Genomic DNA, 23114 nt, shown 5'->3' with positions numbered 1-23114 from the left:
TACGAGAGGTAAGGCGGAAGCAGTGCAGGAACAGGACGACCTGATCACCCGGGCGCAGGCCTGGCTGGCCGAGGACCCCGACCCCGAGACGGCGGCCGAGCTCGGCCGGATCATCGCGGCGGGCGACACGGCGGACCTCGCGGACCGGTTCTCCGGCACGCTGCAGTTCGGCACCGCCGGACTGCGCGGCGAGCTCGGCGCGGGCCCGATGCGGATGAACCGCGCCGTGGTCATCCGGGCCGCGGCGGGCCTCGCGGCCCACCTGACGGCCCAGGGCCACGCCGGCGGCCTGGTCGTCGTCGGCTACGACGCGCGCTACAAGTCCGCCGACTTCGCCCGCGACACCGCCGCCGTGATGACCGGCGCCGGGCTGCGCGCGGCCGTCCTGCCCCGGCCGCTGCCGACGCCGGTCCTCGCCTTCGCCATACGGCACCTGGGCGCCGTCGCCGGCGTCGAGGTGACCGCGAGCCACAACCCTCCCCGGGACAACGGCTACAAGGTCTACCTCGGCGACGGCTCGCAGATCGTCTCCCCGGCGGACGCGCAGATCGCGGCGCAGATCGACGCGATCGGCGCGCTCGACTCCGTCCCGCGCCCCGACTCCGGCTGGGAGGACCTCGGCGACGAGGTCCTGGAGGCCTACCTGGCCCGTACGGACGCCGTCCTGACCCCCGGGTCCCCCCGGGGCGTGCGGACGGTCTACACGGCCATGCACGGCGTCGGCAAGGACGTCGTACTGGCCGCCTTCGCCCGGCACGGCTTCCCGGCCCCGGTGCTCGTCGCCGAGCAGGCCGAGCCGGACCCGGCCTTCCCGACGGTCGCCTTCCCCAACCCGGAGGAGCCGGGCGCGATGGACCTGTCCTTCGCGAAGGCCGCCGAGGCGCAGCCGGACATCGTCATCGCCAACGACCCGGACGCCGACCGCTGCGCGGTGGCCGTCCCGGACGGCGACGGCGGCTGGCGGATGCTGCGCGGCGACGAGGTCGGCGCGCTGCTGGCGGCCCACCTGGTCCACAAGGGCGCCCGGGGCACCTTCGCGGAGTCCATCGTCTCCTCGTCGCTCCTGGGCCGGATCGCCGAGGCCGCGGGCCTGCCGTACGAGGAGACCCTCACCGGCTTCAAGTGGATCTCCCGCGTCGAGGGCCTGCGCTACGGCTACGAGGAGGCGCTCGGCTACTGCGTGGACCCCGAGGGCGTCCGCGACAAGGACGGCGTCACGGCCGCCCTGCTGGTGGCGGAGCTGGCCTCGGTCCTCAAGGAGCAGGGCCGCACCCTGACCGACCTGCTGGACGACCTGGCCATGGAGCACGGCCTCCACCACACCGACCAGCTGTCGGTCCGCGTCGAGGACCTGTCGGTCATCGCGAACGCCATGGCCGCGCTGCGCGCCGAGCCGCCGGTGTCGCTGGCGGGCCTGCGGGTGGTCTCGGCGGAGGACCTGAACCGGGGTACGGACGCGCTCCCGCCCACGGACGGGCTGCGCTACTACCTGGACGGCGACTACAAGGCCCGCGTCATCGTCCGCCCCTCCGGCACCGAGCCCAAGCTCAAGTGCTACCTGGAGGTCGTCGTCCCGGTGGCCGACGCGACCGCCCTGGCCCCGGCCCGCGCCCGCGGCCAGGAGGTCCTGGACGCCGTCAAGAAGGACCTCGCGGCGGCCGCAGGCATCTGAGCGGCCCCGCCCCCACGGCCCCCGAGCCCCGGCTCGGGGGCCGTCGGCGTTCCCCGGACGGCGCCGCCCGGGGTCGTGGCTTGCGGGGTCGCGCCCCGCGGGATCGCGCGGTGCGGGATCGCGCGGTGCGGGGTCCGCGCCTACTCCTCCCCCGCCGCGCCCACCACGCTGCGCACGCGGCGCCGGTGGCGGGCCACGCGCTCGCGGTTGCCGCACCGCTCGCTGGAGCACCAGCGGCGGCGGTGGCCACGGGAGGTGTCGAGGTAGACCCGGGCGCAGCCGTCGCCCCCGCAGGCGCGCAGCAGTGCCAGGTCGCCGGGGTCCGTCAGGAGCTCCACCGCGTCCCGGGCCACCGCCGCGAGCAGGCCGGGGCACTCCACCCCGCCGCACAGCTCCCGCACCAGGTGCCCCTCCCGGTCCCGTACCGCGCACAGCCCGGGCGGCGGCCCGGCCGCCGCCCGGTTGACCCGGGCCAGGGCCGCGGCGCCGTCCTGCGGCCCGCCGGCGCCGGCCAGTTCGGCCCGTACCAGGCTGTCCACGTCGGCGCGCAGACCGTGGAAGGCCGCCACCCAGTCGGGCCCCAGCCGCCCGAGCGGGGTCCGGTCGGGCACCAGTCCGGCGCCGACCAGCCACAGCCGCAGCCCGTCGGCGTCACGTATGCCGTCCGCGTCCCCGTGGGACGTGGAGGTGGCCAGCAGGTCGAGACAGACCCGCCCGGAGTCGAACCACATGCGCGTCACCGCCTAGGTCTCGCCGTGGGCCGCCTCCCCAGAGTGCCGGGACGCGGTGCGCAGCGGAACCCCCCGGCAGGGCCCTACGCGGGCGGCGGGTCGTCGTGGAGCAGGCGTTGGAAGAGGCGGTGGTCGCGCCAGGCCCCGTCGATGTGGAGGTAGCGGGGGGCGGTCCCGTACGCGGTGAAGCCGGTCTTCGTCAGGACCCGCTGGGAGGCGAGGTTGCCGAGCAGGGTGCCGGCCTCGACCCGGTGCAGGGCGAGTTCGTCGCGGGCGATCCGGCAGACCTCCTCGACGGCGGCCGTGGCCAGGCCCCTGCCGTTCCAGTCCCGGTCGATCCAGTAGCCGACGCCGCCGCTGCGCAGGGGGCCCAGCGCGATGGAGCCGAGGTTGATCCCGCCGACCGGGTCCGCGCCGGCGACCAGCACGTACGGGAGGGTCCGGCCGGCGTCGCACTCGGCCAGCAGCCCCTCGATCCGCTCCCGTTGCCCGGCCTCGGTGTAGAAGCGGTCGGGGCGGTGGGGCTCGTAGGGCTTCATGAACGCCCGGTTGCGGGCCAGTACGCCGGCCAGCCCGGCGGCGTCGTCGAGCGTGACGCCCCGCATCTCCACCCCGTCGACGATCATCCGGGCATGCTAGGGGGTCTCGTGCGCCCCCGCACAGTCCCCCGCGTCCAGCGACAGCCGGTATCCCCGCTTGACCACGGTCTGGATCAGGCCCGGCGCCCCCAGCGCCGCCCGCAGCCGCGCCATCGCGGTCTCCACGGCGTGCTCGTCGCTGCCCGCCCCCGGCAGCGCGCCGAGCAGTTCGGCCCGTGACACCACCCAGCCGGGCCGCCGGGCCAGCATCGTCAGCAGCGCCATCCCGGCGGGCGGTACGGGCCGCAGCGCGCCGTCGACGAGGACGGCGTGGCCGCGGATCTCCATCCGGTGGCCCGCGACCGGCAGGGCCCGGGCCCGGGCGGGGAGTTCCTGGCAGAGCAGCTGCACCAGCGGGCCGAGCCGGAACCGCTGCGGCGCCACCGGGGCGATCCCCTCGGCCTGGAGCGGCAGCGCGGTCACGGGCCCGACGCAGGCGCTGAGCACCGGCCCGCGCAGCGCCTCCACCACGGCCTCCCGCAGCCCGCGTTCCGCCGCCCGGGCCAGCACCGAGGCCACGGCGGGGGCGGAGGTGAAGCTGACGGCGTCCAGCGCCCCCACCGCGACGGCGTCCAGCAGCCGGTCCAGCGGGGCGAGGTCGCGCGGCGGCATCCACCGGTAGACGGGCACCGGCACCACGTCGGCGCCGGCCGCGCGCAGGGCCTCCACGAACCCGGGCAGCGGCTCGCCGTGCAGCTGGAGCGCAATGCGCCGGCCCCCGACGCCGTCGGCCAGCAGCCGGTCCAGCACCTCGGCGAGGGATTCGGAGCCCGGCGACCAGGCCTCGACGAGCCCGGCGGCCCGTACGGCCCCCTTCACCTTGGGCCCGCGGGCCAGCAGTTCGGCGGTGCGCAGCCGTGCCAGGAGTCCCTCGCCGATGCCCCATCCGTCGGCGGCCTCGATCCAGCCGCGGAAGCCGATGGCGGTGGTCGCGACGACGGCGTCCGGCGGGCAGTCGATGAGTTCCTCGGTGGCGGCCATCAGCTCGCCGTCGTCGGCCAGCGGCACGATCCGCAGGGCGGGCGCGTGCAGCACGGCCGCCCCGCGGCGGCGCAGCAGGGCGATCAGGTCGTCGGCGCGCCGGGCGGCGGTGACGCCGACGGTGAAGCCCGCGAGGGGACCGTGCTCCGGCGCGTCCGGCCCGTCCGGCGCGGACGCCGTGCACTGCGGGGACTCCGGGGACTGAGTGGGCTTGCTGGGCATCGTGGGTGACCTGCCTCGGCTTGCGGGGTGCCCGGTGGGGGCGGGTGGCGCGGGGGTCCGAGCCTGTCAAGGCGTCGTGACGGCTTCGGTTCCAGGGTATTTCGGTGCCGTAACGCGGCGCCCTCACACGGAGGTGAGCTGCGCCTTCCCGGCGCTCCCGGCGGCCGGGACCGCCGTCCGCCCGGGCCGGCGCAGGTATACGGCCCAGGTGACGGCGCAGCACACCGCGTAGAAGCCGAGGAAGGTGACGAAGGCGGCCGTGCCGGAGCCGCCGCCGCGGAACGCCTGCCGGAAGACGAGGTTGACGCCGAGCCCGCCGAGCGCCCCCACGGCTCCGATCAGGCCCATGGCGGCCCCGGAGAGCCGCCGCCCGTACGCGGCCGCCCGTTCGCCCTCCAGGCCCCGGGCGAGGCCCTGTGCGTGGAAGACGGCGGGGACCATCTTGTAGGTGGAGCCGTTGCCCGCCCCGCTGAGCGCGAAGAGGGCCACGAAGCCGGTCAGGAACACCGGCAGGGAGTCCCGTACGGAGGCCAGCACCACCACCCCGGTGGCCGCGGCCATCGCCACGAAGGCGGCCAGGGTGATCCGCGCCCCGCCGAACCGGTCGGCGAGCGCCCCGCCCGCGGGCCGGGCCAGGGAGCCGAGCAGCGGCCCGAGGAAGGTCAGCGAGGCGGCCTGGAGCGGGGTGTGGCCGAAGCGGGTCTGCAGGACCAGTCCGAAGGCGAAGCCGTAGCCGATGAAGGAGCCGAAGGTGCCGACGTAGAGGAAGGCCATGATCCAGGTGTGGCGCTCCCGCAGGGCCTCGCCCACGGCGCCGGTGTCGCCGCGCACGGGCGCCAGGTTGTCCATGCGCAGCAGGGCCAGTACGGCCGCCGCCACGATCAGCGGGAGGTACGCGGCGAGCAGCAGGCGCGGGTGCCCCGCCCCGGCGGTGGCGATGACGAGCAGCGCGGCGAGCTGGACGACGGGCACGCCGATGTTGCCGCCGCCCGCGTTGAGGCCGAGGGCCCGGCCCTTCTCGCGGAGCGGGAAGAAGGCGTTGATGTTGGTCATGGAGGAGGCGAAGTTGCCGCCGCCCACCCCGGTCAGCGCGGCCACGGCGAGGAAGGTCCCGTACGAGGTGCCGGGCTCCATGACGGCCAGCGCGGCGACGGTCGGGACGAGCAGCAGCAGGGCGCTGATAACGGTCCAGTCGCGGCCGCCGAAGCGGGCGACGGCGAAGGTGTAGGGGATCCGGACGAGGGCGCCGACGCAGGTGGCGGTGGCGATGAGGAAGAACTTCCCGGCGGGGTCGATGCCGTAGGCGGGCCCCATGAAGAGCACCAGCACCGACCACAGGGACCAGACGGAGAAGCCGACGTGCTCGCTGAACACCGAGTACAGCAGGTTGCGCCGGGCGACCGGACGGCCCGTCCGCCGCCAGAACGTCTCGTCCTCGGGGTCCCACCGCTGGATCCAGCGGCCCCCTTCGCGCGGTGCGGTGGTACGGGTCATCACACGCCTCCCCAGCTGTCGCGTCCGTGGGGCCGACGCTACGGACGGCGCGTTTCCGCCCCGGCCCCGCCGGATGACCGGCGGGCTACCTCGCGCTCACCCGCCCGCGGCCCCCGGTGTGAGCGCCGCCGGCAGCCAGCTGCCCGGGGGCACCTCCAGCCAGCCGTGCGACCGGGCCAGCCCGTCGGCGGCCCGGAGCAGGGCGTCGAGGCCGGGGTGGCGCAGCCCGCGCGGCCACACCAGCGCGAGCGGGGACAGCGGTACGGGGTCCACCAGGGGCCGTTTGACGCAGCCGGGCAGCTCGGGGAAGTCCACGGTGGCCAGCACCGGGGTGCGGGTCTTGGCCATCACCCGGCCGAACTCCTCCTTGCCGACCGCGACCGGCGCGGGCGGCGCCAGCGCGATGTCCCGTCCGGCGAACAGCTCGCGGGCGAGCCCGGTCCACTCCAGGGTGCGCGGGTTCCCGGCCCCCGCGTAGACGCTCTCCCCGGCGAGCGCGGCCAGCGGTACGCCGTCCAGCGCGGCCAGCGCGTGGTCCTCGGGCAGCAGCACGGCGAGCGGTTCGTAGCGCACGGGCCGGTGCGCGAGCCGCTCGCCGAGCGCGGGGGCCAGCCCGGCCGCGTACCCGAAGGACACGTCGAGCCGCCCGGCGGCGATCTCGGCCGCGGCGTGGGTGAGGCCGCTCTCGAAGCGGGCCATCAGCTCGCAGCCGGGGGCGAGTTCGCGGGCCCGTTCCAGGATCCGGCGGCCGGTGCCGGGGCCGTCGGTGTTCACGTCGACGAGCAGCGGCCGGGGCGGTCCCGCGAAGGCCTCGGCCAGTTCCCGGTGGGCGCGCAGCACCTCGCGGGCGTGGGGCAGCAGCCGCTCCCCGTCGGGGGTCAGCTCGACCGCGCGGGTGGTGCGCAGGAACAGGGCGGCGCCCAGGTCCCGTTCGAGGCGGCGCACGTCGCGGCTCAGGGCCTGCTGGGCGACGTGCAGCCGGGCGGCGGCGCGGGAGAAGTGCAGCTCCTCGGCCACGGCGAGGAAGCCGCGCAGCAGCCGGGGGTCCACGGCGTCACGGGAGTTCACCAGCGGAGACTAACAACGCGGGGGGACGGCACGGGACTGACAACAGGGGTGCGTCAATGGCCCCGGAACAGGTGTTGGACCGGGGCGGGGGCCGGGCCGCAGGCTCGTCGCATGCCGCAGACGACCCCGCTGATGGCCGTGACCGGAAGCACCCTGGTCCTGGCCGCCCCCGCCTCCCCCGCCGCTCCCGTCCCCACCGCCCCCGACCGGGCCCGGGGCCCGTACGCGCGCCTCTTCGCCGTCCCCGGCGCCCGCGGGTTCACCGCCGGGAGCCTCCTCGCCCGGCTCCCGGCGGGCATGTGGGGGATCAGCGCGGTCATGATGATCGCCGGACAGCGCGGCTCGTACGCCCTCGCCGGGGCGGTCACCGCGACCGGCATGGCCGTCACCGCGGTGGTCGCGCCGTGGACGGCCCGGCTGATCGACCGGCACGGCCAGGCCCGGATCGCCCTGCCCGCCACCGTGATCGCGGTCCTCGGCTCGCTCTGCCTGGCGCTGTGCGTCCGGACCGGTGCCCCCGCCTGGACCCTGTTCGCCTGCTCCGCGGCCACCGCCGCCACCCCCAACACCGGCGGCATGTCCCGGGCCCGCTGGACCCACCTGCTGCCCCGCGACGCCCATCACGGCGCGCTCTCCTTCGAGCAGGCCGCCGACGAACTGTGCTACCTGCTGGGCCCGGTCCTGGCGGTCCTCCTGTGCACCGCGCTCTTCCCCGAGGCGGGCACCCTGGCCGGCGCGGCCCTGCTGCTGACCGGCATGCTCGTCTTCACCGCCCACCGCGCCACCGAGCCCCCGCCGGCCGGGATCCCGCCCGTCCGGGGCTCCTCGCCGCTGCGGCCGCTGCGCCCGCTGCTCGGCCTGTTCCTCGCCACCGGGGTGGTGTTCGGCTCGATGGAGGTCACCTCGGTGGCGCACCTCTCCGGGCTCGGCCTCGGCGCCGCGGCGGGGCCGGTGCTGGCCCTCCAGGCGGCGGGCTCGTGCGCGTCGGGGCTGCTGTACGGCACCCGCCGGCCCCGCGGCCTGACGCTCTGTCTGGCCGCCCTGGCCGCCGCGCTGGCGCTGCCCTGGGCGGCGGCCGCGTCCGGCTCGCTGCCGCTGCTGGCGGGGGCGCTGCTGCTGGCGGGGACGGCGACGGCCCCGGTGATGGTCACGGCCATGTCCCGGGTGCACGCGCTGACCCCGGCGGGCCGGCTCAACGAGGGCATGACCCTCGCCGTCACCGCCATCCTGGCGGGCATCGCGGCCGGCTCGGCGGCGGCCGGTGCCGCCGTCGACCGCCTGGGCACCACCAGTGCGTACGCCCTCCCGGCCACGGCCGCCCTTCTTGCCCTGTTCGCCCTGCTTGTCCGGCGGGCGAGTGACGGCACCCGCGTGGTACTCACGACCGGCGAGCGCGATCCGCAATAACGGGGGGTCTCCCAGCGCCCTTCCCTTCGCGGAGGAACCCCCCTGCCTGCTTCCCGTTCCGTTTCGGCGGCCCTGTTCGTCGCGGCCGTCACCGCCTCCTTCCTGCTGCCGGCCGCGCCGACCCTGGCCGCCGACTCCCCGCACCTGCGGTTCTCGCAGCCGTACGTCCCCTCGAGCCGTTCCGCCGACGCGCGCCTGCTGACCTGCGAGGCCCGCAGCCGAGAGGGCGCGGGGCCTCGACGACGATCTGCGGGTCTTCGGTCCGGCGCACGAAGGTGAACCGCAACCACCCCCGACCGCGGTCGAAGCTGAGGATGTGCGGGCCCTTCGGGCGGCTGGAGCGGGCCGGTTCGAGAGGGAAGCCTTCCGGCAGTTCGTCCTGCGGAAGGTACGGATCTCTGGCGGTGACCAGCTCGGCCATGCCGGCCCTGAGCTTCATCCGTACTTCCTCGGGCAGGGCGTCACGGTACGTACGCGCCGCCGTCCGTTACCGGCCGGGCTCCACCTGGCGGGCGCTGCGCCGGATGTGCCCCGCCTCCTCGAGGAGCGCCTTGGCGCGGTCGATGCCGGTCGCCCCGGCGGCCTCTTCCTCCAGGCGGTGCACCCGCTGCTCCAGCAGCGGGTCACGGGCAAGGGCGTACTCGCCCCACCAGCGGGCCATGAACGCCGGGACGGGCGCGATGTCGTAGGCGTCTGCGATGTCCCGCTTCCAGTGCGCGTCGAAGTCGGGGAGGAGCGCAGGGGCGTGCTGGGCAGTGGCTTCCCGAAGGGCTCGCGGTGTCCTCTCGGGCATGGGCGGGATGCCCGAGTCGCCCACGGCAGCGGTGGTCATGATGCCCTCCTCCGTCTCGCACGGCCGGCTCGCTCCTCCGCGGCACCGTCCTACGCAGCGTATCGCCGGACGGCGCGGTCCGCGGACGAGTGGGGAGTTCCAGCAGGCTGCGGCGCCCCTTCCGGTGATCGGAGTCTGCGTGCGGACATGACGAAGGCCCCGCAGCCGAGAGGCCGCGGGGCCTTTGCCCACATGGGGTGGTGGAGATGGCGGGAATCGAACCCGCGTCCAACGGTGCAGAAGCAGGGCTTCTCCGAGCGCAGTCCGCTGCGCTTTTCTCAGCCCCGGAGATCACACGGACAAGTCTCCGACGGGCTCAGTCACTGTTTGATTTCCCTCCAACCCCCGTGACCGGGGCTAGAGGTTTAGATCCCTAGTTGACGCCAGGATCCGGACCGGGACCACTTCCGGGCTGACGCTCCTCACAGAGGCTTCAGCTCACTGTTATTAGGCAGCGAGGGTGAAGCGGGAGTTATCGCTCTTGGAGTTGGCGATTATTGTTTGCGACATATGGTTAGCGAGATCATTGCCGCTTCCTCGGCTCGCTTCCCCTGCATCGACATCCGCTGTCGAAACCGATCATCCCCATGTTTTTTTAACAAGCTGCTCCGCCCCTCGCGGGGTGGTGCTGACGCCATGGTACGCGAAGACGACCACCGCGTGCCAGGAGATTAAACCGTACCGCGCTGCTTGCGGCGGATCGCCGATACCGCACGGTTCGTCTCACGGGTGTCCTGCTTCTCCCGCAGCGTCTGGCGCTTGTCGTACTCCTTCTTGCCCTTCGCCAGCGCGATCTCCACCTTCGCGCGGCCGTCCTTGAAGTACAGGGCGAGCGGGACGACCGTGTGGCCCGACTCGTCCGCCTTGCGCTCCAGCTTGTCGATCTCCTCGCGGTGCATGAGGAGCTTGCGCTTGCGCCGGGCGCTGTGGTTGGTCCAGGTGCCCTGGCTGTACTCCGGCACGTGCACGTTGTACATCCAGACCTCGCGGCCCTCCACCGACACGAAGCCGTCCACGAGGGAGGCCCGGCCCTGGCGCAGGGACTTGACCTCGGTGCCCGTGAGCACGATCCCGCACTCATAGGTGTCGATGATCGTGTAGTCGTGCCGCGCCTTCTTGTTCTGGGCGATCAGCTTGCGCCCTTTTTCCTTAGCCATAGTGCGGTCATTTTCGCACTACGGACCCACCCCGAGGCCACCCAATACCGTGCGGGCCCGGTCCTCGGCCCCGTCGCCCGCCGCGAGGTCCGGGGTGATCCCGCCGCCGTCGAGGCTGCGGCCCGCCGGAGTGCGGTACGTGCCCACCGTCAGCTCCGCCACCGAACCGCCCGGGAGTTCGGTGGGCATCTGCACCGCGCCCTTGCCGAAGGTGCGGGTGCCTACGGTCACGGCACGGCCCCGGTCCTGGAGGGCGCCGGTGACCAGTTCGGCCGCGCTCATCGTGCCGCCGTCCACCAGGGCCACCAGCGGCCGGACCGTGTCCCCGCCGGGCGCGGCGTACAGGGCGCGCTCGGAGCCCCGTACGTCGTACGTCGCCACCAGCCCGCCGTCCAGGAACGCCGAGGCCGCCGTCACCGCCTCGGCGACCAGCCCCCCGGGGTTCCCGCGCAGGTCCAGCAGCACCCCGCCGCCCGGCGGAGCGGCCCGGACGGCGTCGCGCACCCGGTCCCCCGAGCCGCGCGTGAAGGAGGCGACCTTGATCACGGTGGTGCCGTCCGCGAGGCGGCGTACGGTCACCGGCTCGGTACGCAGCCGCTCCCGGCGCACGGTCTCGGTGAGGCCGGCGCCGTCCCGGCCGAGGCCGAGCACCACCGGGGTGCCCGCCTCCCCGCGCAGCAGCGCCACCACGTCGGCCACGGCCAGGCCGGTGACGCCGTGGCCGTCCACGCTCAGCAGCCGGTCCCCGGTGCGCAGCCCGGCCCGGGCGGCGGGGCTGTCGGGCTGGATCCGCTCGACCTCGATCGCGCCGTCCCGGCGGCGGCCGGTCCAGACCCCGACGCCGGTCCAGCGGCCGTCGAGGTCGTCCGTGAAGGCGGCGTACTCGCCCTGGTCGTAGACGGCGCCCCAGCGGTCGCCGCTGCGGCTGACCACCTCCTCGGCGGCCTTCTTCCCGGACTTGCCCTCCGCGACGGCCTCGGCGGCGGCGCGGGCGACGGCCTCCCGGTCGGCGGTGCCGCTCTCCCCGGAGGCGGGCACCGGCGAGCCCACGAGGGCCGGCGGCCGGCCGTCCTGCCCCTCGCGGGGGCTCCAGCACCCGCTCCCCGCGCCGGCGCCGACGGTGGCGAGGAACAGCAACGTCAAGACGGCCCCGCGACGCAGGTCGCGGGGCCGCGGACAGAGGGCGGGCAGACCCGGCATGCCGCCGAGTCTAGGACAAGCCCCGCGCGGGCACGGCCGGTTGGCCGGACCGCCCACGGGGCGCTCGTCACACCTTGAGGTACTTGCGCAGGGCCACGAACGCCGCCAGGGAGGGCATCAGCAGGCCGATGACCAGGACCAGCGGGAGCTTGGTGAGGACGGCGTCCCAGCCGATGAAGTTGATCAGCTGGAGCTTGTCGCGCAGGCCGATGCCGTGGTCGATCACGAAGTACTGGCCGGCGCCGAGCATGCCGCAGGCGAGGCCCGCGCCGATGAGTCCGGCGACGGCGGCCTCCATGATGAACGGCACCTGGATGTAGAAGCCGGAGGCGCCCACCAGGCGCATGATCCCGGTCTCCCGCCGACGGCTGAACGCCGAAACGCGCACCGTGTTGACGATCAGCAGCAGCGCCACGATCAGCATGATCAGCATGATGCCGAGGGCCGCCCAGTTGAGGGTGCCGAGCAGCGCGAAGAGGTTGTCGAGCTCGCTGCTCTGGTCGGCGACCGACTGGACGCCGTCGCGCCCGGCGAACGCGGAGGTGATGACCGCGTACTTCTCCGGGTTCTTCAGCTTGACCCGGAAGGAGTCCGGCATCTGGTCGGGGGTGACGACGGAGGCCAGCGCCGTGTGGCCGAAGCGCTCCTTGTAGTGCTTGTAGGCCTCGTCCGAGGACTCGTACATGACCGTCTGGACGAGGGCCATCTTCTTGAGCTCGGTCTCGATGCCCTGCTTCTGCTCGGGGGTCACGGCCCCCTTGGAGCAGGGCTTGCCGCCACCCGCCGCGGGCGCCCCGGCGGCGGGGGCCCCGGCCGCGTCGATGGCGTCGTTCTTGGTGCAGAGGTAGACGGTGACGTTGACCTTGTCGTACCAGAACCCCTTCATCGCGCTGACCTGGTCGCGCATGAGGAGCGAGCCTCCGAAGAGGGCCAGCGAGAGGGCCACGGAGATGATGACGGCGAAGGTCATGGTGAGATTGCGGCGGAGGCCGACGCCGATCTCCGACATGACGAACTGGGCGCGCATGGCGTCTGGGGACCTTTCAGTGCTGGTAGCCGTAGACGCCGCGCGACTGGTCGCGCACGAGTCGGCCCTGTTCGAGTTCGATGACGCGCTTGCGCATCTGGTCGACGATCTGCTGGTCGTGCGTCGCCATGATCACGGTGGTGCCGGTCCGGTTGATCCGGTCCAGCAGCTTCATGATCCCGACGGAGGTCTGCGGGTCGAGGTTGCCGGTCGGCTCGTCCGCGATCAGCAGGGCGGGACGGTTGACGAAGGCGCGGGCGATGGCCACGCGCTGCTGCTCGCCACCGGACAGCTCGCCCGGCATCCGGCCCTCCTTGCCGCCGAGGCCGACCAGCTCCAGCACCTGCGGGACGGCCTTGCGGATCTCACCGCGCGGCTTGCCGATCACCTCCTGCGCGAAGGCGACGTTCTCGGCCACCGTCTTGTTCGGCAGCAGCCGGAAGTCCTGGAAGACGGTCCCCAGCTGGCGCCGCATGTGCGGGACCTTCCAGTTGGAGAGCTTCGCGAGGTCCTTGCCCAGCACGTGCACCTGGCCGTGACTGGCCCGTTCCTCGCGCAGGACCAGCCGCAGGAAGGTGGACTTGCCGGAGCCGGAGGAGCCGACCAGGAAGACGAACTCGCCCTTGGCGATGTCCAGGGAGACATCTCTGAGTGCGGGACGGTTCTGCTTCGGGTAGGACTTGGAGACGTTGTCGAATCGGATCACGGGTGCACCACGGTCGCCGGGAGTAGGTGAGCGTGACCATACGCGACCGGGCGGGGGGTGGGGACCCGGCATCCGCAGTTGCCCGATTTATCCCGGGTGCCCGCCGGGTCGTTTCGCGATTGCCCAAAGGGGCCGCGCCGAATGTCGGCGGAGCTGGCACAGTGGTAGGGGGAACGGACTCGGTCCCCGTGCCGTTAACGAGGGGACGAGAGGAGGAGCGCATGACATATGACCGGCTCGTGTGCGCGAACTGCGCCGCACCCGTCAGCCAGGGCCGCTGTCCGGTGTGCCGGGCGAACCGGGAGCGCCTCCAGCAGCAGGAGGGCCCCTTCGCCGGCCTGAATCCGGTGACGCTCATCGCGCTTCTGGTGGTTCTGGTGGGCGCGCTGGCGCTGGTGGCCCGGACCGCCTGACAGGCCGCGCCGCGTCCCGATCACCCGGTCGCGCGGCCGCCGCAAGGCCCGCGCGACCACACGGCATGAGGAAGGGCCCGGACACCTGAGGGTGTCCGGGCCCTTCCTCACACGTGGGGCGGGCGGGTTACGCGCCCTGCTCCTGCTGCTTGCGCCAGCGGATCCCGGCCTCCAGGAAGCCGTCGATCTCGCCGTCGAGGACCGCCTGCGGGTTGCCGACCTCGAACTCCGTCCGCAGGTCCTTGACCATCTGGTACGGGTGCAGGACGTAGGAGCGCATCTGGTTGCCCCAGGAGCTGCCGCCGTCCTTGAGGGCGTCCATCTTGTCCTTCTCCTCCTGGCGGCGCCGTTCGAGCAGCTTGGCCTGGAGGACGTTCATCGCGCTGGCCTTGTTCTGGATCTGCGAGCGCTCGTTCTGGCAGGAGACCACGATGCCGGTCGGCAGGTGCGTGATGCGCACCGCCGAGTCGGTGGTGTTGACGCCCTGGCCGCCGGGGCCCGAGGCGCGGTACACGTCGACGCGCAGCTCGGCCTCGTCGATCTCGACGTGGTCGCTGGTCTCGACGACCGGGAGGACCTCGACACCGGCGAAGGAGGTCTGGCGGCGGCCCTGGTTGTCGAAGGGCGAGATGCGCACGAGGCGGTGCGTGCCCTGCTCGACGGAGAGGGTGCCGTAGGCGTACGGCGCCTTGACGACGAAGGTGGTCGACTTGATGCCGGCCTCCTCCGCGTACGAGGTCTCGTAGATCTCGGTGGCGTAGCCGTGGCGCTCGGCCCAGCGCAGGTACATGCGCTGGAGGCGCTCGGCGAAGTCGGAGGCGTCGACGCCGCCGGCCTCGGCACGGATGTTGACCAGGGCCTCGCGCTCGGCGTACTCGCCGGAGAGCAGGGTCCGGACCTCCATCTCGTCCAGCGCCTTGCGCACGGAGACCAGCTCGGTCTCCGCCTCCGCGAGGGTGTCCGCGTCGTCCATCTCCTGGGCGAGCTCGAACAGGACCGCGAGGTCGTCGATACGGCCGCGCAGGTTCTCGGTCTTGCGGACCTCCGCCTGGAGGTGCGAAAGCTTGCTCGTGATCTTCTGGGCGGCGTCCGGGTCGTCCCACAGGGACGGCGCGGCGGCCTGCTCCTCGAGCACGGCGATCTCCGCCCTCAGCTTGTCGAGGTCCAGGACGGCCTCGATCGACCCCATGGTCGAGGAGAGGGACTTCAGCTCTTCGGAAACATCGACGACTGCCACGGGTCCAGCCTAGCCGGTCCCCGGAGGGCACTCTCCGGCCAGGCCGGATCAACCCGTACGGGGAGGGGTGGGTACGGGCGTACGCTCACCGCATGACCGTTCTCCTCGTGAAGCGCCGCCATGTGGACCACATGCGTGTCACCACCACGAGCTGTCAGCCGACGGACCCCGCACGAGCCTGATCCACCCCGATCCGACTTCGGTCCCGTACGCGGCCGTCCGCCCCGGCGCCATCCCTGCCGGCGGCCCGCTCCTCCGCCTTGCCCCGCCATCTCCGGGGCACGGGACCCCGTGACATCCGAAACGGAGCCGTCATGCCGTCCGCGCACCCTTCCTCCTCCCTCTCGCCCTCCTTCGCGGCACCCTCCGCGCCCGCCCACGACGCCTCGCTCGCCGTCATCGACCTCTCCCGGGCGGACGACCCCGCCGAGCGGGCCGACTTCCTGGAGCAGTTGCACGCGGCCGCGCGGGACACCGGGTTCCTGTACCTGACCGGGCACGGCATAACCGAGTCCGAGACCGCCCGGATACTGGAGCTGACCAGGGCCTTCTTCGCGCTCCCGGAGGCCGACCGGCTCGCGGTGAGCAATCTGAACTCCCCGCACTTCCGGGGCTACACCCGCATCGGGCACGAGCTGACGGGCGGTGCCTCCGACTGGCGCGACCAGCTCGACGTGGGCGCCGAACGGCCGGCGCCGGCGCTGGGGCCGCACGACCCGGCGTACCTGTGGCTGGAGGGCCCCAACCAGTGGCCGGCGGCCCTGCCGGAGCTGCGCGAGGTGGTCCTCGACTGGCAGGCGCGGCTGGCGGCGGTGGCGCACCGGCTGCTCCAGGAACTGCTGGCCTCCATCGGCGCCCCCACGGACTTCTTCGACGCGGCCTTCGCCGACCGCCCCCACCTGCACACGAAGCTGATCCGCTACCCCGGGTCCGCGCCGTCGGGCACCGACCAGGGCGTCGGCGCGCACAAGGACTACGGCTTCCTGACGCTGCTGCTCCAGGACTCGGTGGGCGGCCTCCAGGTGGTCCGGGACGGCGGCTACGTCGACATCGCGCCACGGCCCGGAGCGTTCGTGGTGAACCTGGGCGAGCTGCTGGAGATCGCCACCGAGGGGTACCTGCGGGCCACCGACCACCGGGTGGTGAGCCCGCCGGGGGCGGTGGAGCGGTTCTCGGTGCCGTTCTTCTACAACCCGCGGCTGGACGCGGTCGTCGAGACCGTCCCCGGGGAGTACCTGCGCTCCGCGCCGGGCCTGGCCCAGGACACGTCCAACCCGCTGCACGCGGAGTACGGCCGCAACGAGCTCAAGGGCTGGGTACGCGCCCACCCCGCGGTGGCCCGGCGCTGGCACCCGGCGCTGACGGCGGCCTGACGCGGCGGCCGGGGCCGGGCCCGGCTCGGGCTCCGGCCGCCGCCGGCTCCCGGGCCGGGGTCCTGCGGCCGGGCCGGGGTCCTACGGCCGGGCCGGGGCGGAGTGCTCGCTGTCCTGCGGCCGCGGGGCCGGGTCGTCGCCGGACAGAGCCAGCCAGCTCCCGACGCCGACCGCGGCGGCCAGCGCCACCGCCGAGGCGGACAGCACCAGGCGCCGCTTGCGCGCGGCCTCGGCCCGGTGCCGGGCGGAGCCGGGGCGGTGACCGCCGGCCGGCCGCGGGACCCGGGCCGTGCCCAGCGCCCCGCCGGCCAGCTCGTCCGGCCCCGGCACCCGCATGGAGGTGTGGGTGTCCCGGTTGGAGTCGGTCGCGGAGCCCGGCACCAGGGGGACCACCCCGCGCCTGCGCACGGGCTCGGCGGCCTGCTCCTCGGCGGGCTCCGGCGGCTCCGCGTCGGCGTCGTCGGGCTCGTCCACGTCCAGCGGCGGCATCCCGGCCAGCAGCGGCAGCAGGTCCCGCAGCCGGACGGACAGCTCCGAGGCCCGCAGCCGGGAGGCGGGCGCCTTGGCCAGGCACTGGACCATCAGCTGCCACAGCTCGTCGGGGATCCCCGGCAGCGGGACCACGGTCTCGGTCACGTGCCGGCGCAGCACCGCGCCCGGGTGTCCCCCGCCGAAGGGGGTGAACCCGGCGAGCAGCTCGTAGAGCACGGTGGCCAGGGCGTATATGTCGACGGCCGCCCGCGGCGGCAGGCCCTCCACTATTTCCGGCGCGAGGTAGTCCGGCGTCCCGATGATCCGGGTGGTGGGCGCGCCGGCCCGTGCCCCGGTGGCGGCCCGGCGGGGCGAGTCGATGAGCTTGGCCACGCCGAAGTCGGTGAGCAGCGCGGGATGCGCGCCGCCTGGGCCGAGCGGGCCCTGCATGTCGAGGAGGACGTTCTCCGGTTTGACGTCCCGGTGGACGACGCCCGCCGCGTGGGCCGCGGCCAGCGCGTCCGCGACGTCCGCGACGACGGCCACGGCCGCCTCGGGGGCGAGCCGCCGCTCGCGGTCGAGGCGCGTGCGCAGGTCCGTACCGCGGACGAGGTCCATGACGAGGGCGAGGTCGTTGCCGTCCACGACGAGGTCGCGGACGGAGACGATGTGCGGGTGCTCCAGGCCGAGCAGGGCGCTGCGCTCCTGGACGAAGCGCCCGACCAGCTCCTGGTCCGACGCGAGGTCCTCGCGCAGCAGTTTGACGGCGACGGGGCCGTCAGGTCCCTCGCCCAGCCACACCGTGCCCGCGCTGCCGCGCCCCAGGATCTGGTGCGCGGTGTACCGGCTGCCGATCTTCCGTGCCACGACTGCTCCCTCAGCGGCTGGCGTACGCGACAAAGCTACGCGGCCGAATGGGGGTTGAACGCTCCGGATCGCGGCGACCTTCACTTCTGCGGGCGAAATCACGTCCTGGATGTCGACAAATCCATGAAGTCGGCGCTACGGGGCCGCGCGGACCGCCCCGTGACGGCACGTCAGGGGGCCGTGCCGCCGCTCGCGGAGTCGCCGAAGGAGCTGACGAAGTCGACGGCGTCGCTGCCCCAGCTCCAGACCTGGTCCCACCAGTTCTTGCCGGTGCCGACCCATTCCTGGAGCGGGGTGAGCTCCCAGACCAGCCAGCCGCCGATGAACAGCAGCAGGATCATGACCAGACAGCCCTTGAGGCAGCCGAGCCCGGGGATCCTGACCGGGTTGGCGCTGCGGCGGCGCGGCTCGCGCGGCTCCCGCGGCTCGCGCGCGGGGCGCTGCTGCTGAGGGGGCTGCGGCGCGGACTGCGGCCGCTGCTGCTGCTGGGGAGGCTGTTGCTGCGGCTGCTGGTACTGGGGCCGCTGCGGCTGCTGCTGGTACTGCTGCGGCTGCTGGTACTGCTGGGGCTGCTGCGACTGGTAGTGCTGCGGCTGCTGCTGGTACTGCTGCGGCGGAGGCGCCGGGCGGTACTGCGGGGGCTGCTGCTGCTGGTGCTGCGGCTGCTGGTACTGCTGCTGCGGGGCCCGGGGCTGGTGCTGCGGGGGCGGCGGGGCCTGCCGCTGGGGGCGCCTGCGCAGCGGGTCCTCGCTCGGGTCGAGGTACTGCATCTGCGTCTGCTCGTTGCGGTCCCGCGCGGCCCGCATCTGCGACTCCCACGGGTGCGGGCTGTCGGGCCGCTGCACCGGGGGCATCACGGAGGTCGGATCGGGGGCGCCGCCCCGGGCGCCGGGGCCGCCGGTGGCGGGCAGCACGGTGGTGGCGTCGGCCCCGCCGACCGGCGGCAGCACGCTGGTCATGCCGTTCGGGTCGTAGGCGCCCATCGGTGCGCCCGCCCCGGCGGGCAGCGCCTGCGTCGGATCGGCGGCGCCGGGGACCGCGGGAACGGGCGCGGGCGAGGGGTCGGGCACGAGCAGGGCGCCGACGCCGATCGCGGCCTCGACCTCGTCGGGCGAGGAGTGCACGCGGATGCCGGAGGCGACCACGCGCAGCCCGCGCGCGAGGTTCTCGGCGCTCGGACGCTCGTCGGGCTCCTTGCGCAGGCAGCGCTCGATGACGGTCCACAGCGGCTCGGGCAGGGTCGCGGGGCGCTGGGGCTCCTCGCTGAGGTGCCGGTGGAGGACTTCGAGGGCGGTGCCGCCCGCGAAGGGCGGGCGCCCGGTGACGAGCTCGTAGAGCAGGATGCCGGCGCCGTAGATGTCGACGGCGGAGGTCTGCGGGCGGCCCTCGGCGGACTCGGGCGCCACGTAGGCGGGGGTGCCGACGAACTCGTGGGTGCGGGTCAGGCCCGGGGAGTCGGCCAGGCGCGCGATGCCGAAGTCGGTGAGCATCGGCTTCATCTGCCCGCCGCGCTCGTCGAGCAGCACGTTGGCGGGCTTCAGGTCGCGGTGGACGACGCCGTCGGCGTGGCTGGCGGCGAGCGCGTCGGCGATCTGCGCGGTGAGCAGGCACGCGGCAACGGGGCTGAAGGGGCCGTTCTCGCGGATGTACTTGTGCAGGTCCGGACCGTCGATCAGGTCCATGACCAGGGCCAGCAGGTCCCCCTCGACCACGAGGTCGCGGGTGCGGACGATGTTGGGGTGGGTCAGGCGCAGCAGGACGGAGCGCTCGCGCAGGAAGCGCATGACGATGTCCGCGTCCTGGGCCAGCTCCTCCTTGAGGACCTTGATGGCCACGGTCTCGCCGGGCTGCCCGGCGACGGCTGCCTCCGCGCCGGCGGTCTCCCGCTGGCGGGCACGCCAGACGGTGCCCGTGGCGCCGCGCCCGAGCGGCTCCTCGAGCAGGTATTTGCTGCCGACTGGCCGCACGTCTCGCGCTCCCCTGCTGTCGTGTTCGTCGGGTGTTTCCCCGGGATGTTTCGGCTGATTCCGCTGGATGGGTTTCCGGCCCAACTCTAGGGGGTGTCCCCGGGGAAGACGCGGCCCGACGGAGGTTGGTTGCCGCACATATGTACGAAGGGTGAGATTTGCGGGGTATGCCGGAGGCGATTTTGCGCTGCTCCGTGTCCGTATTCGTACGACGGGCGGACGGTACCGAGATCGATCAAGATCATTTGTCGGCAGGTGCCGGGCGTGTCGTACACGACAGGTGCGAGGATGCACCCGTACGGAACGGCGGGGACGGGAGCCCGGCCTTCCGGCAGACCTGACCGGACGACGCGTCCGCGCCGGGCGGGGGGTGTCCGGGCAGGCGTGTCCCGCCGTCCCCCTGCCGGGCGCACGCACCGCGCACCGCGCGCTCGCGCTCCGCGCAGAAGGGACCGCTGACGCGATGCAGATCCGGCTGACCGTCCTCGGGCCGCGCAGCGGCCACCAGACCGCCACCGCGCCGGCCGGCTGTGACGTGCTCGTCACGGCGCCCGCCGGGACCGCGCTGGCCGCGGTCGCCTCCGGGCTCGCGGCGACCGTCGGCGGCCCCGACACCGGCGGCACGGTGGTGCTCTACTGCGGCGCGCGCCGCCTCGACGCGCAGCGCGCCGTGCTCGGGGAGCCCCCGCTGGTGGACGGCGCGGTGCTGACGCTGAACGCCCCCGCGCCCGACGCGGACGCCGGCGGCGACCATGGCCTCCCGGCGGGCGACGGCCCCGGCGGACCGCAGCTGCACGTGGTGGCCGGGCCCGACGCGGGCGGCGTGCACCTGCTGCACCCCGGAGCCGTGCGGATCGGGCGCTCGGCGGACGCGGACGTACCGCTGGACGACCCGGACGTGTCCCGGCTGCACTGCGCGGTGACGGTAGGGGCGGACGGCCGGGTGGCGGTGGCCGACCTCGGCTCCACGAACGGCACCGCCCTCGACGGCGCCCCGGTGGGGGTGCGGGCGGTCCCGCTGCCGCCGGGCGCGCTGCTGCGCATCGGCGAATCGACGCTCCGGCTGGCCGTCGGGGGCGCCCGCCCGCTGCCCGTCGCCCCGGACCTGGAGGGCCACCTGGCGCTCCCGGGCCGCAGTGACGCCCCCGGCGACACCGACGGCCCGGGCGGCGCGGGCGGCGCGGGCGACCCCGCCTCCCGGCTCCCGCAGGCCTCCCCGCACACCGGCGGCGCCGACTGGCCCCCGGCCGCCGCCCCCGGCCCGGGAGGGCGGACCGGCGCCGCGGAGCCCTCCGGCGCCGGGCCCGCGCAGTGGCCCGCGCCCGGCCCGGCCGGCGGCAGCGGGCAGCGGGCCGCCCCCGACTCCGGCATGGGCCTGCACCCCGGCACCCCCCGCCCCGGCGCTCCCGGCGCGGGCTCACCCGGCGCGTACGGCACGGGAGCGCATCCCGCGCACCCCGCGGCCGCCGACGACCCCGCCGACGGCCCGGCGGGCGGCGGCAGGCGGCGCGGGCTCGGCGCCTGGGCGCGCCGGTGGGTGCGCGGGGAAGGGGTCGAGGAGGAGGCCGGGGCCGAGCCGGAGCCGGTGGTGGCGGCCGCGGTGCCCGACGCCGACGACCCGGCGTCGCTGCTGCTGGCGGCGCTCGGGCCGACGGGGCGGCTCTGGTCGCGCGGGCCCGGCCACCCCGGGTTCCTGGAGGCCGGGCTCGGCGCCGGGAGCCGGGTGGCGCTGACCGCGTGCGGTTCGCTCGGGATCGCGGGGCCGCGGGCGCGGCTGACGGGCGTGGCCCGGTCGGTGATCGCCCAGCTGGCCGGGCTGCACGCGCCCGCGCAGCTGGAGGTGGTGCTGCTGGCGGCCGACCGCGTACGCCCCCTCCAGGAGCGGCGGCGCGACTGGGGCTGGCTCGGCTGGCTGCCCCACGTACGCCCGGCGCACGGACAGGACTGCCGGCTGCTGCTGGCGTACGACCGGGAGCAGGCGGCGGCCCGGACCGGGGAGCTGGCGCGGCGCCTGGACGACAGCGCGCTCGGCACGAACTGGGCGGCGGCCGACGCGACGGCGCTGCGGCAGGCCGCGCGGGCGTACGCGGGCCCGCGCACGCTCGTGGTCCTGGACGGCGATCCGGGCGCGGGCGCCCTGCGGGACGTCACGGCCCGGCTCGCCTCGCACGGGGCGGCCGCAGGCATCCACCTCCTGGTGCTCGCGGAGGCGCCGGCCGCCACCGCGGCCTCCCCGGTGGCGGCGACGTACGAGGCGGCCTGCGCGGCCGCTCCGGCGCTGCGGGACTGTACGGCGGCCGCCCTGCTGAGCGGGGACGTCGCCACGGCCGTCCGCTGCTTCGCGGTGGCGGGGGGCAGACCCCAGCCGCCCGGGGAGACGGCCGTCGCGGACGGGGTCTCGGCCGCCTGGGCGGAGCGGTTCGCCCGGGCGCTGGCCCCGCTGCGCGCGGAGGGGGCGGCCGCGGAGGGCTCGGGGTACCGGCCGGCCGCGGCGAGCCTGCCGGCGGCTTCGCGCCTCCTCGACGAACTCGGCCTGGCCAGGGCCACCCCGGCCTCCCTGATGGCCCGCTGGGCGGCCGCGACCGACCAGGGCCAGGGTGTCGGCGGCCGCGCGGAGATCGTGCTCGGCGCGGGCCGGCGCGGGCCGGTCGGCGCCGAGCTGGTCCACGACGGCCCGCACCTGCTGGTGGAGGGTCCCGCCGGGAGCGGCCGCACCGAGCTGCTGCGCTCGCTGGCGGCGTCCCTCTCGGCGGCGGCCCGCCCCGACCGGCTGGGCCTGGTCCTGCTGGACGGCGCCGGCGGGGAGCGCGGCGACGGCCTCCTGCCGTGTACGGAACTCCCGCACGTGTCGGCCCACCTGGTGGCCTCGGACCCGCTGCGCATGCGGGAGTTCGCGCAGGCCCTCGGGGCCGAGCTGAAGCGCCGCCACGAGCTGCTGGACGGGGTCGCGTTCGCGCAGTGGCACGCCGACCGGGAGCTGTCGGGCCGGCTGGTGGCGCCCCGCCGGCCCACCCCGGGCGAGCTGCGCGGCGACCTCGACCCCCCGCGCACCGGCACCCTGCGGCTGCGGGCGGCGGCCACGCGCGCCGAGCCGCCGGCCGGGCCGAGTCCGCTGCCCCGGCTGGTGGTGCTGGTGGACGACTTCGACGCGCTGGTCGCGCCCGCGCTGGGCAGTACGGGCCGCCCGGCGGCCGGTTCGGTGGTGCGGGCGCTGGAGGCGGTGGCCCGCGAGGGCACCCGGCTCGGGGTGCACCTGATCGCGGCCAGCGCCCGCCCGGACCGGACGGCGGAGACCGAGCTGGTGCGCCGCTCGACGCTGCGGGTCGAGCTGGACGCGCCGGACCGGCCGGGGCCGGGCCGGGGCGTGCTGCGGTACGCGGACGGGCGCGCGGTGCCGTTCCAGGCGGGCCGGGTGACGGGGCGGATCCCGCGCACGGCGACGCTGCGGCCGACCGTGGTGCCGGTGGAGTGGGAGCGGATGGGCGATCCACCGGCCCGCCGTCCGGTGCGCGAGCTGGGCAACGGTCCGACCGACCTGGCGCTGCTGGCCAGTGCCCTGGAGCGGGCCTCCCACCTGGTCTCGGCGGTGCCGGTGCTGTTCCCGCCCGCGCCCTGAGGCCCCGCGGCGCCCCCGTCACGCGGTATTGCGGG

The 23114-nt window shown here is 75.1% G+C and carries 18 protein-coding genes and 1 other RNA gene; 5 read left to right on the top strand and 14 right to left on the bottom strand.

The window, feature by feature from the left end; genetic code table 11:
* The first annotated feature begins 22 nt into the window (after window positions 1–22).
* Window positions 23–1672, top strand: coding sequence for a phospho-sugar mutase (locus tag ACGFXC_RS32180; RefSeq protein WP_393718416.1), 1650 nt, complete (start codon window positions 23–25; stop codon window positions 1670–1672).
* 140 nt (window positions 1673–1812) lie between these two features.
* Here the strand turns inward: ACGFXC_RS32180 and ACGFXC_RS32175 are convergent, their stop codons facing one another.
* The 5 genes from ACGFXC_RS32175 to ACGFXC_RS32155 form a co-directional block, all read right to left on the bottom strand.
* Complete coding sequence (locus ACGFXC_RS32175) at window positions 1813–2403, bottom strand: CGNR zinc finger domain-containing protein (protein ID WP_393718464.1); 591 nt, start codon at window positions 2401–2403, stop codon at window positions 1813–1815.
* An 83-nt stretch (window positions 2404–2486) separates the two neighbouring features.
* Window positions 2487–3029, bottom strand: a complete 543-nt coding sequence (locus ACGFXC_RS32170; RefSeq protein ID WP_393718415.1) for a GNAT family N-acetyltransferase — start codon at window positions 3027–3029, stop codon at window positions 2487–2489.
* Window positions 3030–3038: 9 nt separating this feature from the next.
* Complete coding sequence (locus ACGFXC_RS32165; protein WP_393718414.1) at window positions 3039–4244, bottom strand: uroporphyrinogen-III synthase; 1206 nt, start codon at window positions 4242–4244, stop codon at window positions 3039–3041.
* Window positions 4245–4367: 123 nt separating this feature from the next.
* Entirely contained in the window at window positions 4368–5738 is a 1371-nt protein-coding gene (locus ACGFXC_RS32160; RefSeq protein ID WP_393718413.1) for a nitrate/nitrite transporter, read from the bottom strand.
* Between the two features lie 96 nt (window positions 5739–5834).
* On the bottom strand, window positions 5835–6806 hold the full coding sequence (locus ACGFXC_RS32155; protein WP_393718412.1) for a LysR family transcriptional regulator: 972 nt from the start codon (window positions 6804–6806) through the stop codon (window positions 5835–5837).
* 111 nt (window positions 6807–6917) lie between these two features.
* Here ACGFXC_RS32155 and ACGFXC_RS32150 point away from each other — a divergent pair, with 111 nt between their 5' ends.
* Window positions 6918–8213: an MFS transporter gene (locus ACGFXC_RS32150; protein ID WP_393718411.1), complete on the top strand. Its 1296-nt coding sequence runs from the start codon at window positions 6918–6920 to the stop codon at window positions 8211–8213.
* A 487-nt stretch (window positions 8214–8700) separates the two neighbouring features.
* Here ACGFXC_RS32150 and ACGFXC_RS32145 read toward each other — a convergent pair whose 3' ends face one another.
* The 6 genes from ACGFXC_RS32145 to ftsE all read right to left on the bottom strand — a co-directional run bounded on the left by ACGFXC_RS32145 (window position 8701) and on the right by ftsE (window position 13135).
* Window positions 8701–9045: a hypothetical protein gene (locus tag ACGFXC_RS32145; protein WP_393718410.1), complete on the bottom strand. Its 345-nt coding sequence runs from the start codon at window positions 9043–9045 to the stop codon at window positions 8701–8703.
* 198 nt (window positions 9046–9243) lie between these two features.
* Window positions 9244–9632, bottom strand: a transfer-messenger RNA (tmRNA) gene (ssrA, locus tag ACGFXC_RS32140).
* Window positions 9633–9716: 84 nt separating this feature from the next.
* Window positions 9717–10202, bottom strand: a complete 486-nt coding sequence (gene smpB, locus ACGFXC_RS32135) for an SsrA-binding protein SmpB (RefSeq protein WP_393718409.1) — start codon at window positions 10200–10202, stop codon at window positions 9717–9719.
* 18 nt (window positions 10203–10220) lie between these two features.
* The gene (locus ACGFXC_RS32130) at window positions 10221–11402 is read right to left on the bottom strand and encodes a S41 family peptidase (protein WP_393718408.1); all 1182 of its coding nucleotides are present in this window, start codon (window positions 11400–11402) and stop codon (window positions 10221–10223) included.
* 67 nt (window positions 11403–11469) lie between these two features.
* A complete protein-coding gene (gene ftsX, locus ACGFXC_RS32125; protein ID WP_393718407.1) occupies window positions 11470–12429 on the bottom strand; it encodes a permease-like cell division protein FtsX in 960 nt (319 codons plus the stop codon).
* Between the two features lie 16 nt (window positions 12430–12445).
* Window positions 12446–13135: a cell division ATP-binding protein FtsE gene (gene ftsE, locus ACGFXC_RS32120; protein WP_030240478.1), complete on the bottom strand. Its 690-nt coding sequence runs from the start codon at window positions 13133–13135 to the stop codon at window positions 12446–12448.
* Between the two features lie 221 nt (window positions 13136–13356).
* Here ftsE and ACGFXC_RS32115 point away from each other — a divergent pair, with 221 nt between their 5' ends.
* Complete coding sequence (locus tag ACGFXC_RS32115) at window positions 13357–13548, top strand: hypothetical protein (protein WP_393718406.1); 192 nt, start codon at window positions 13357–13359, stop codon at window positions 13546–13548.
* 127 nt (window positions 13549–13675) lie between these two features.
* Here ACGFXC_RS32115 and prfB read toward each other — a convergent pair whose 3' ends face one another.
* Complete coding sequence (gene prfB / locus ACGFXC_RS32110) at window positions 13676–14785, bottom strand: peptide chain release factor 2 (RefSeq protein WP_393718405.1); 1110 nt, start codon at window positions 14783–14785, stop codon at window positions 13676–13678.
* Window positions 14786–15099: 314 nt separating this feature from the next.
* Between prfB and ACGFXC_RS32105 the strand changes: the two genes are divergently transcribed.
* Window positions 15100–16158 (top strand): isopenicillin N synthase family dioxygenase, encoded by a 1059-nt coding sequence (locus tag ACGFXC_RS32105; RefSeq protein WP_393718404.1) that lies wholly within the window; start codon window positions 15100–15102, stop codon window positions 16156–16158.
* A gap of 81 nt (window positions 16159–16239) precedes the next feature.
* Here the strand turns inward: ACGFXC_RS32105 and ACGFXC_RS32100 are convergent, their stop codons facing one another.
* Both ACGFXC_RS32100 and ACGFXC_RS32095 read right to left on the bottom strand, forming a co-directional pair.
* Entirely contained in the window at window positions 16240–17496 is a 1257-nt protein-coding gene (locus ACGFXC_RS32100) for a serine/threonine-protein kinase (RefSeq protein ID WP_393718403.1), read from the bottom strand.
* A 170-nt stretch (window positions 17497–17666) separates the two neighbouring features.
* Window positions 17667–19463, bottom strand: a complete 1797-nt coding sequence (locus tag ACGFXC_RS32095; RefSeq protein WP_393718402.1) for a serine/threonine-protein kinase — start codon at window positions 19461–19463, stop codon at window positions 17667–17669.
* Between the two features lie 463 nt (window positions 19464–19926).
* Between ACGFXC_RS32095 and ACGFXC_RS32090 the strand changes: the two genes are divergently transcribed.
* Window positions 19927–23079 carry an FtsK/SpoIIIE domain-containing protein gene (locus tag ACGFXC_RS32090; RefSeq protein ID WP_393718401.1) on the top strand — a complete coding sequence of 1051 codons (3153 nt, stop codon included), beginning with the start codon at window positions 19927–19929 and terminating at the stop codon, window positions 23077–23079.
* Window positions 23080–23114: the final 35 nt, after the last annotated feature.

This window comes from Streptomyces sp. NPDC048507, assembly GCF_043199995.1.
Taxonomy (GTDB): Bacteria; Actinomycetota; Actinomycetes; order Streptomycetales; family Streptomycetaceae; genus Streptomyces.
The sequence above is the reverse complement of the archived record's forward strand: the minus strand, read 5'-3'. Positions and strand labels throughout refer to the sequence as shown.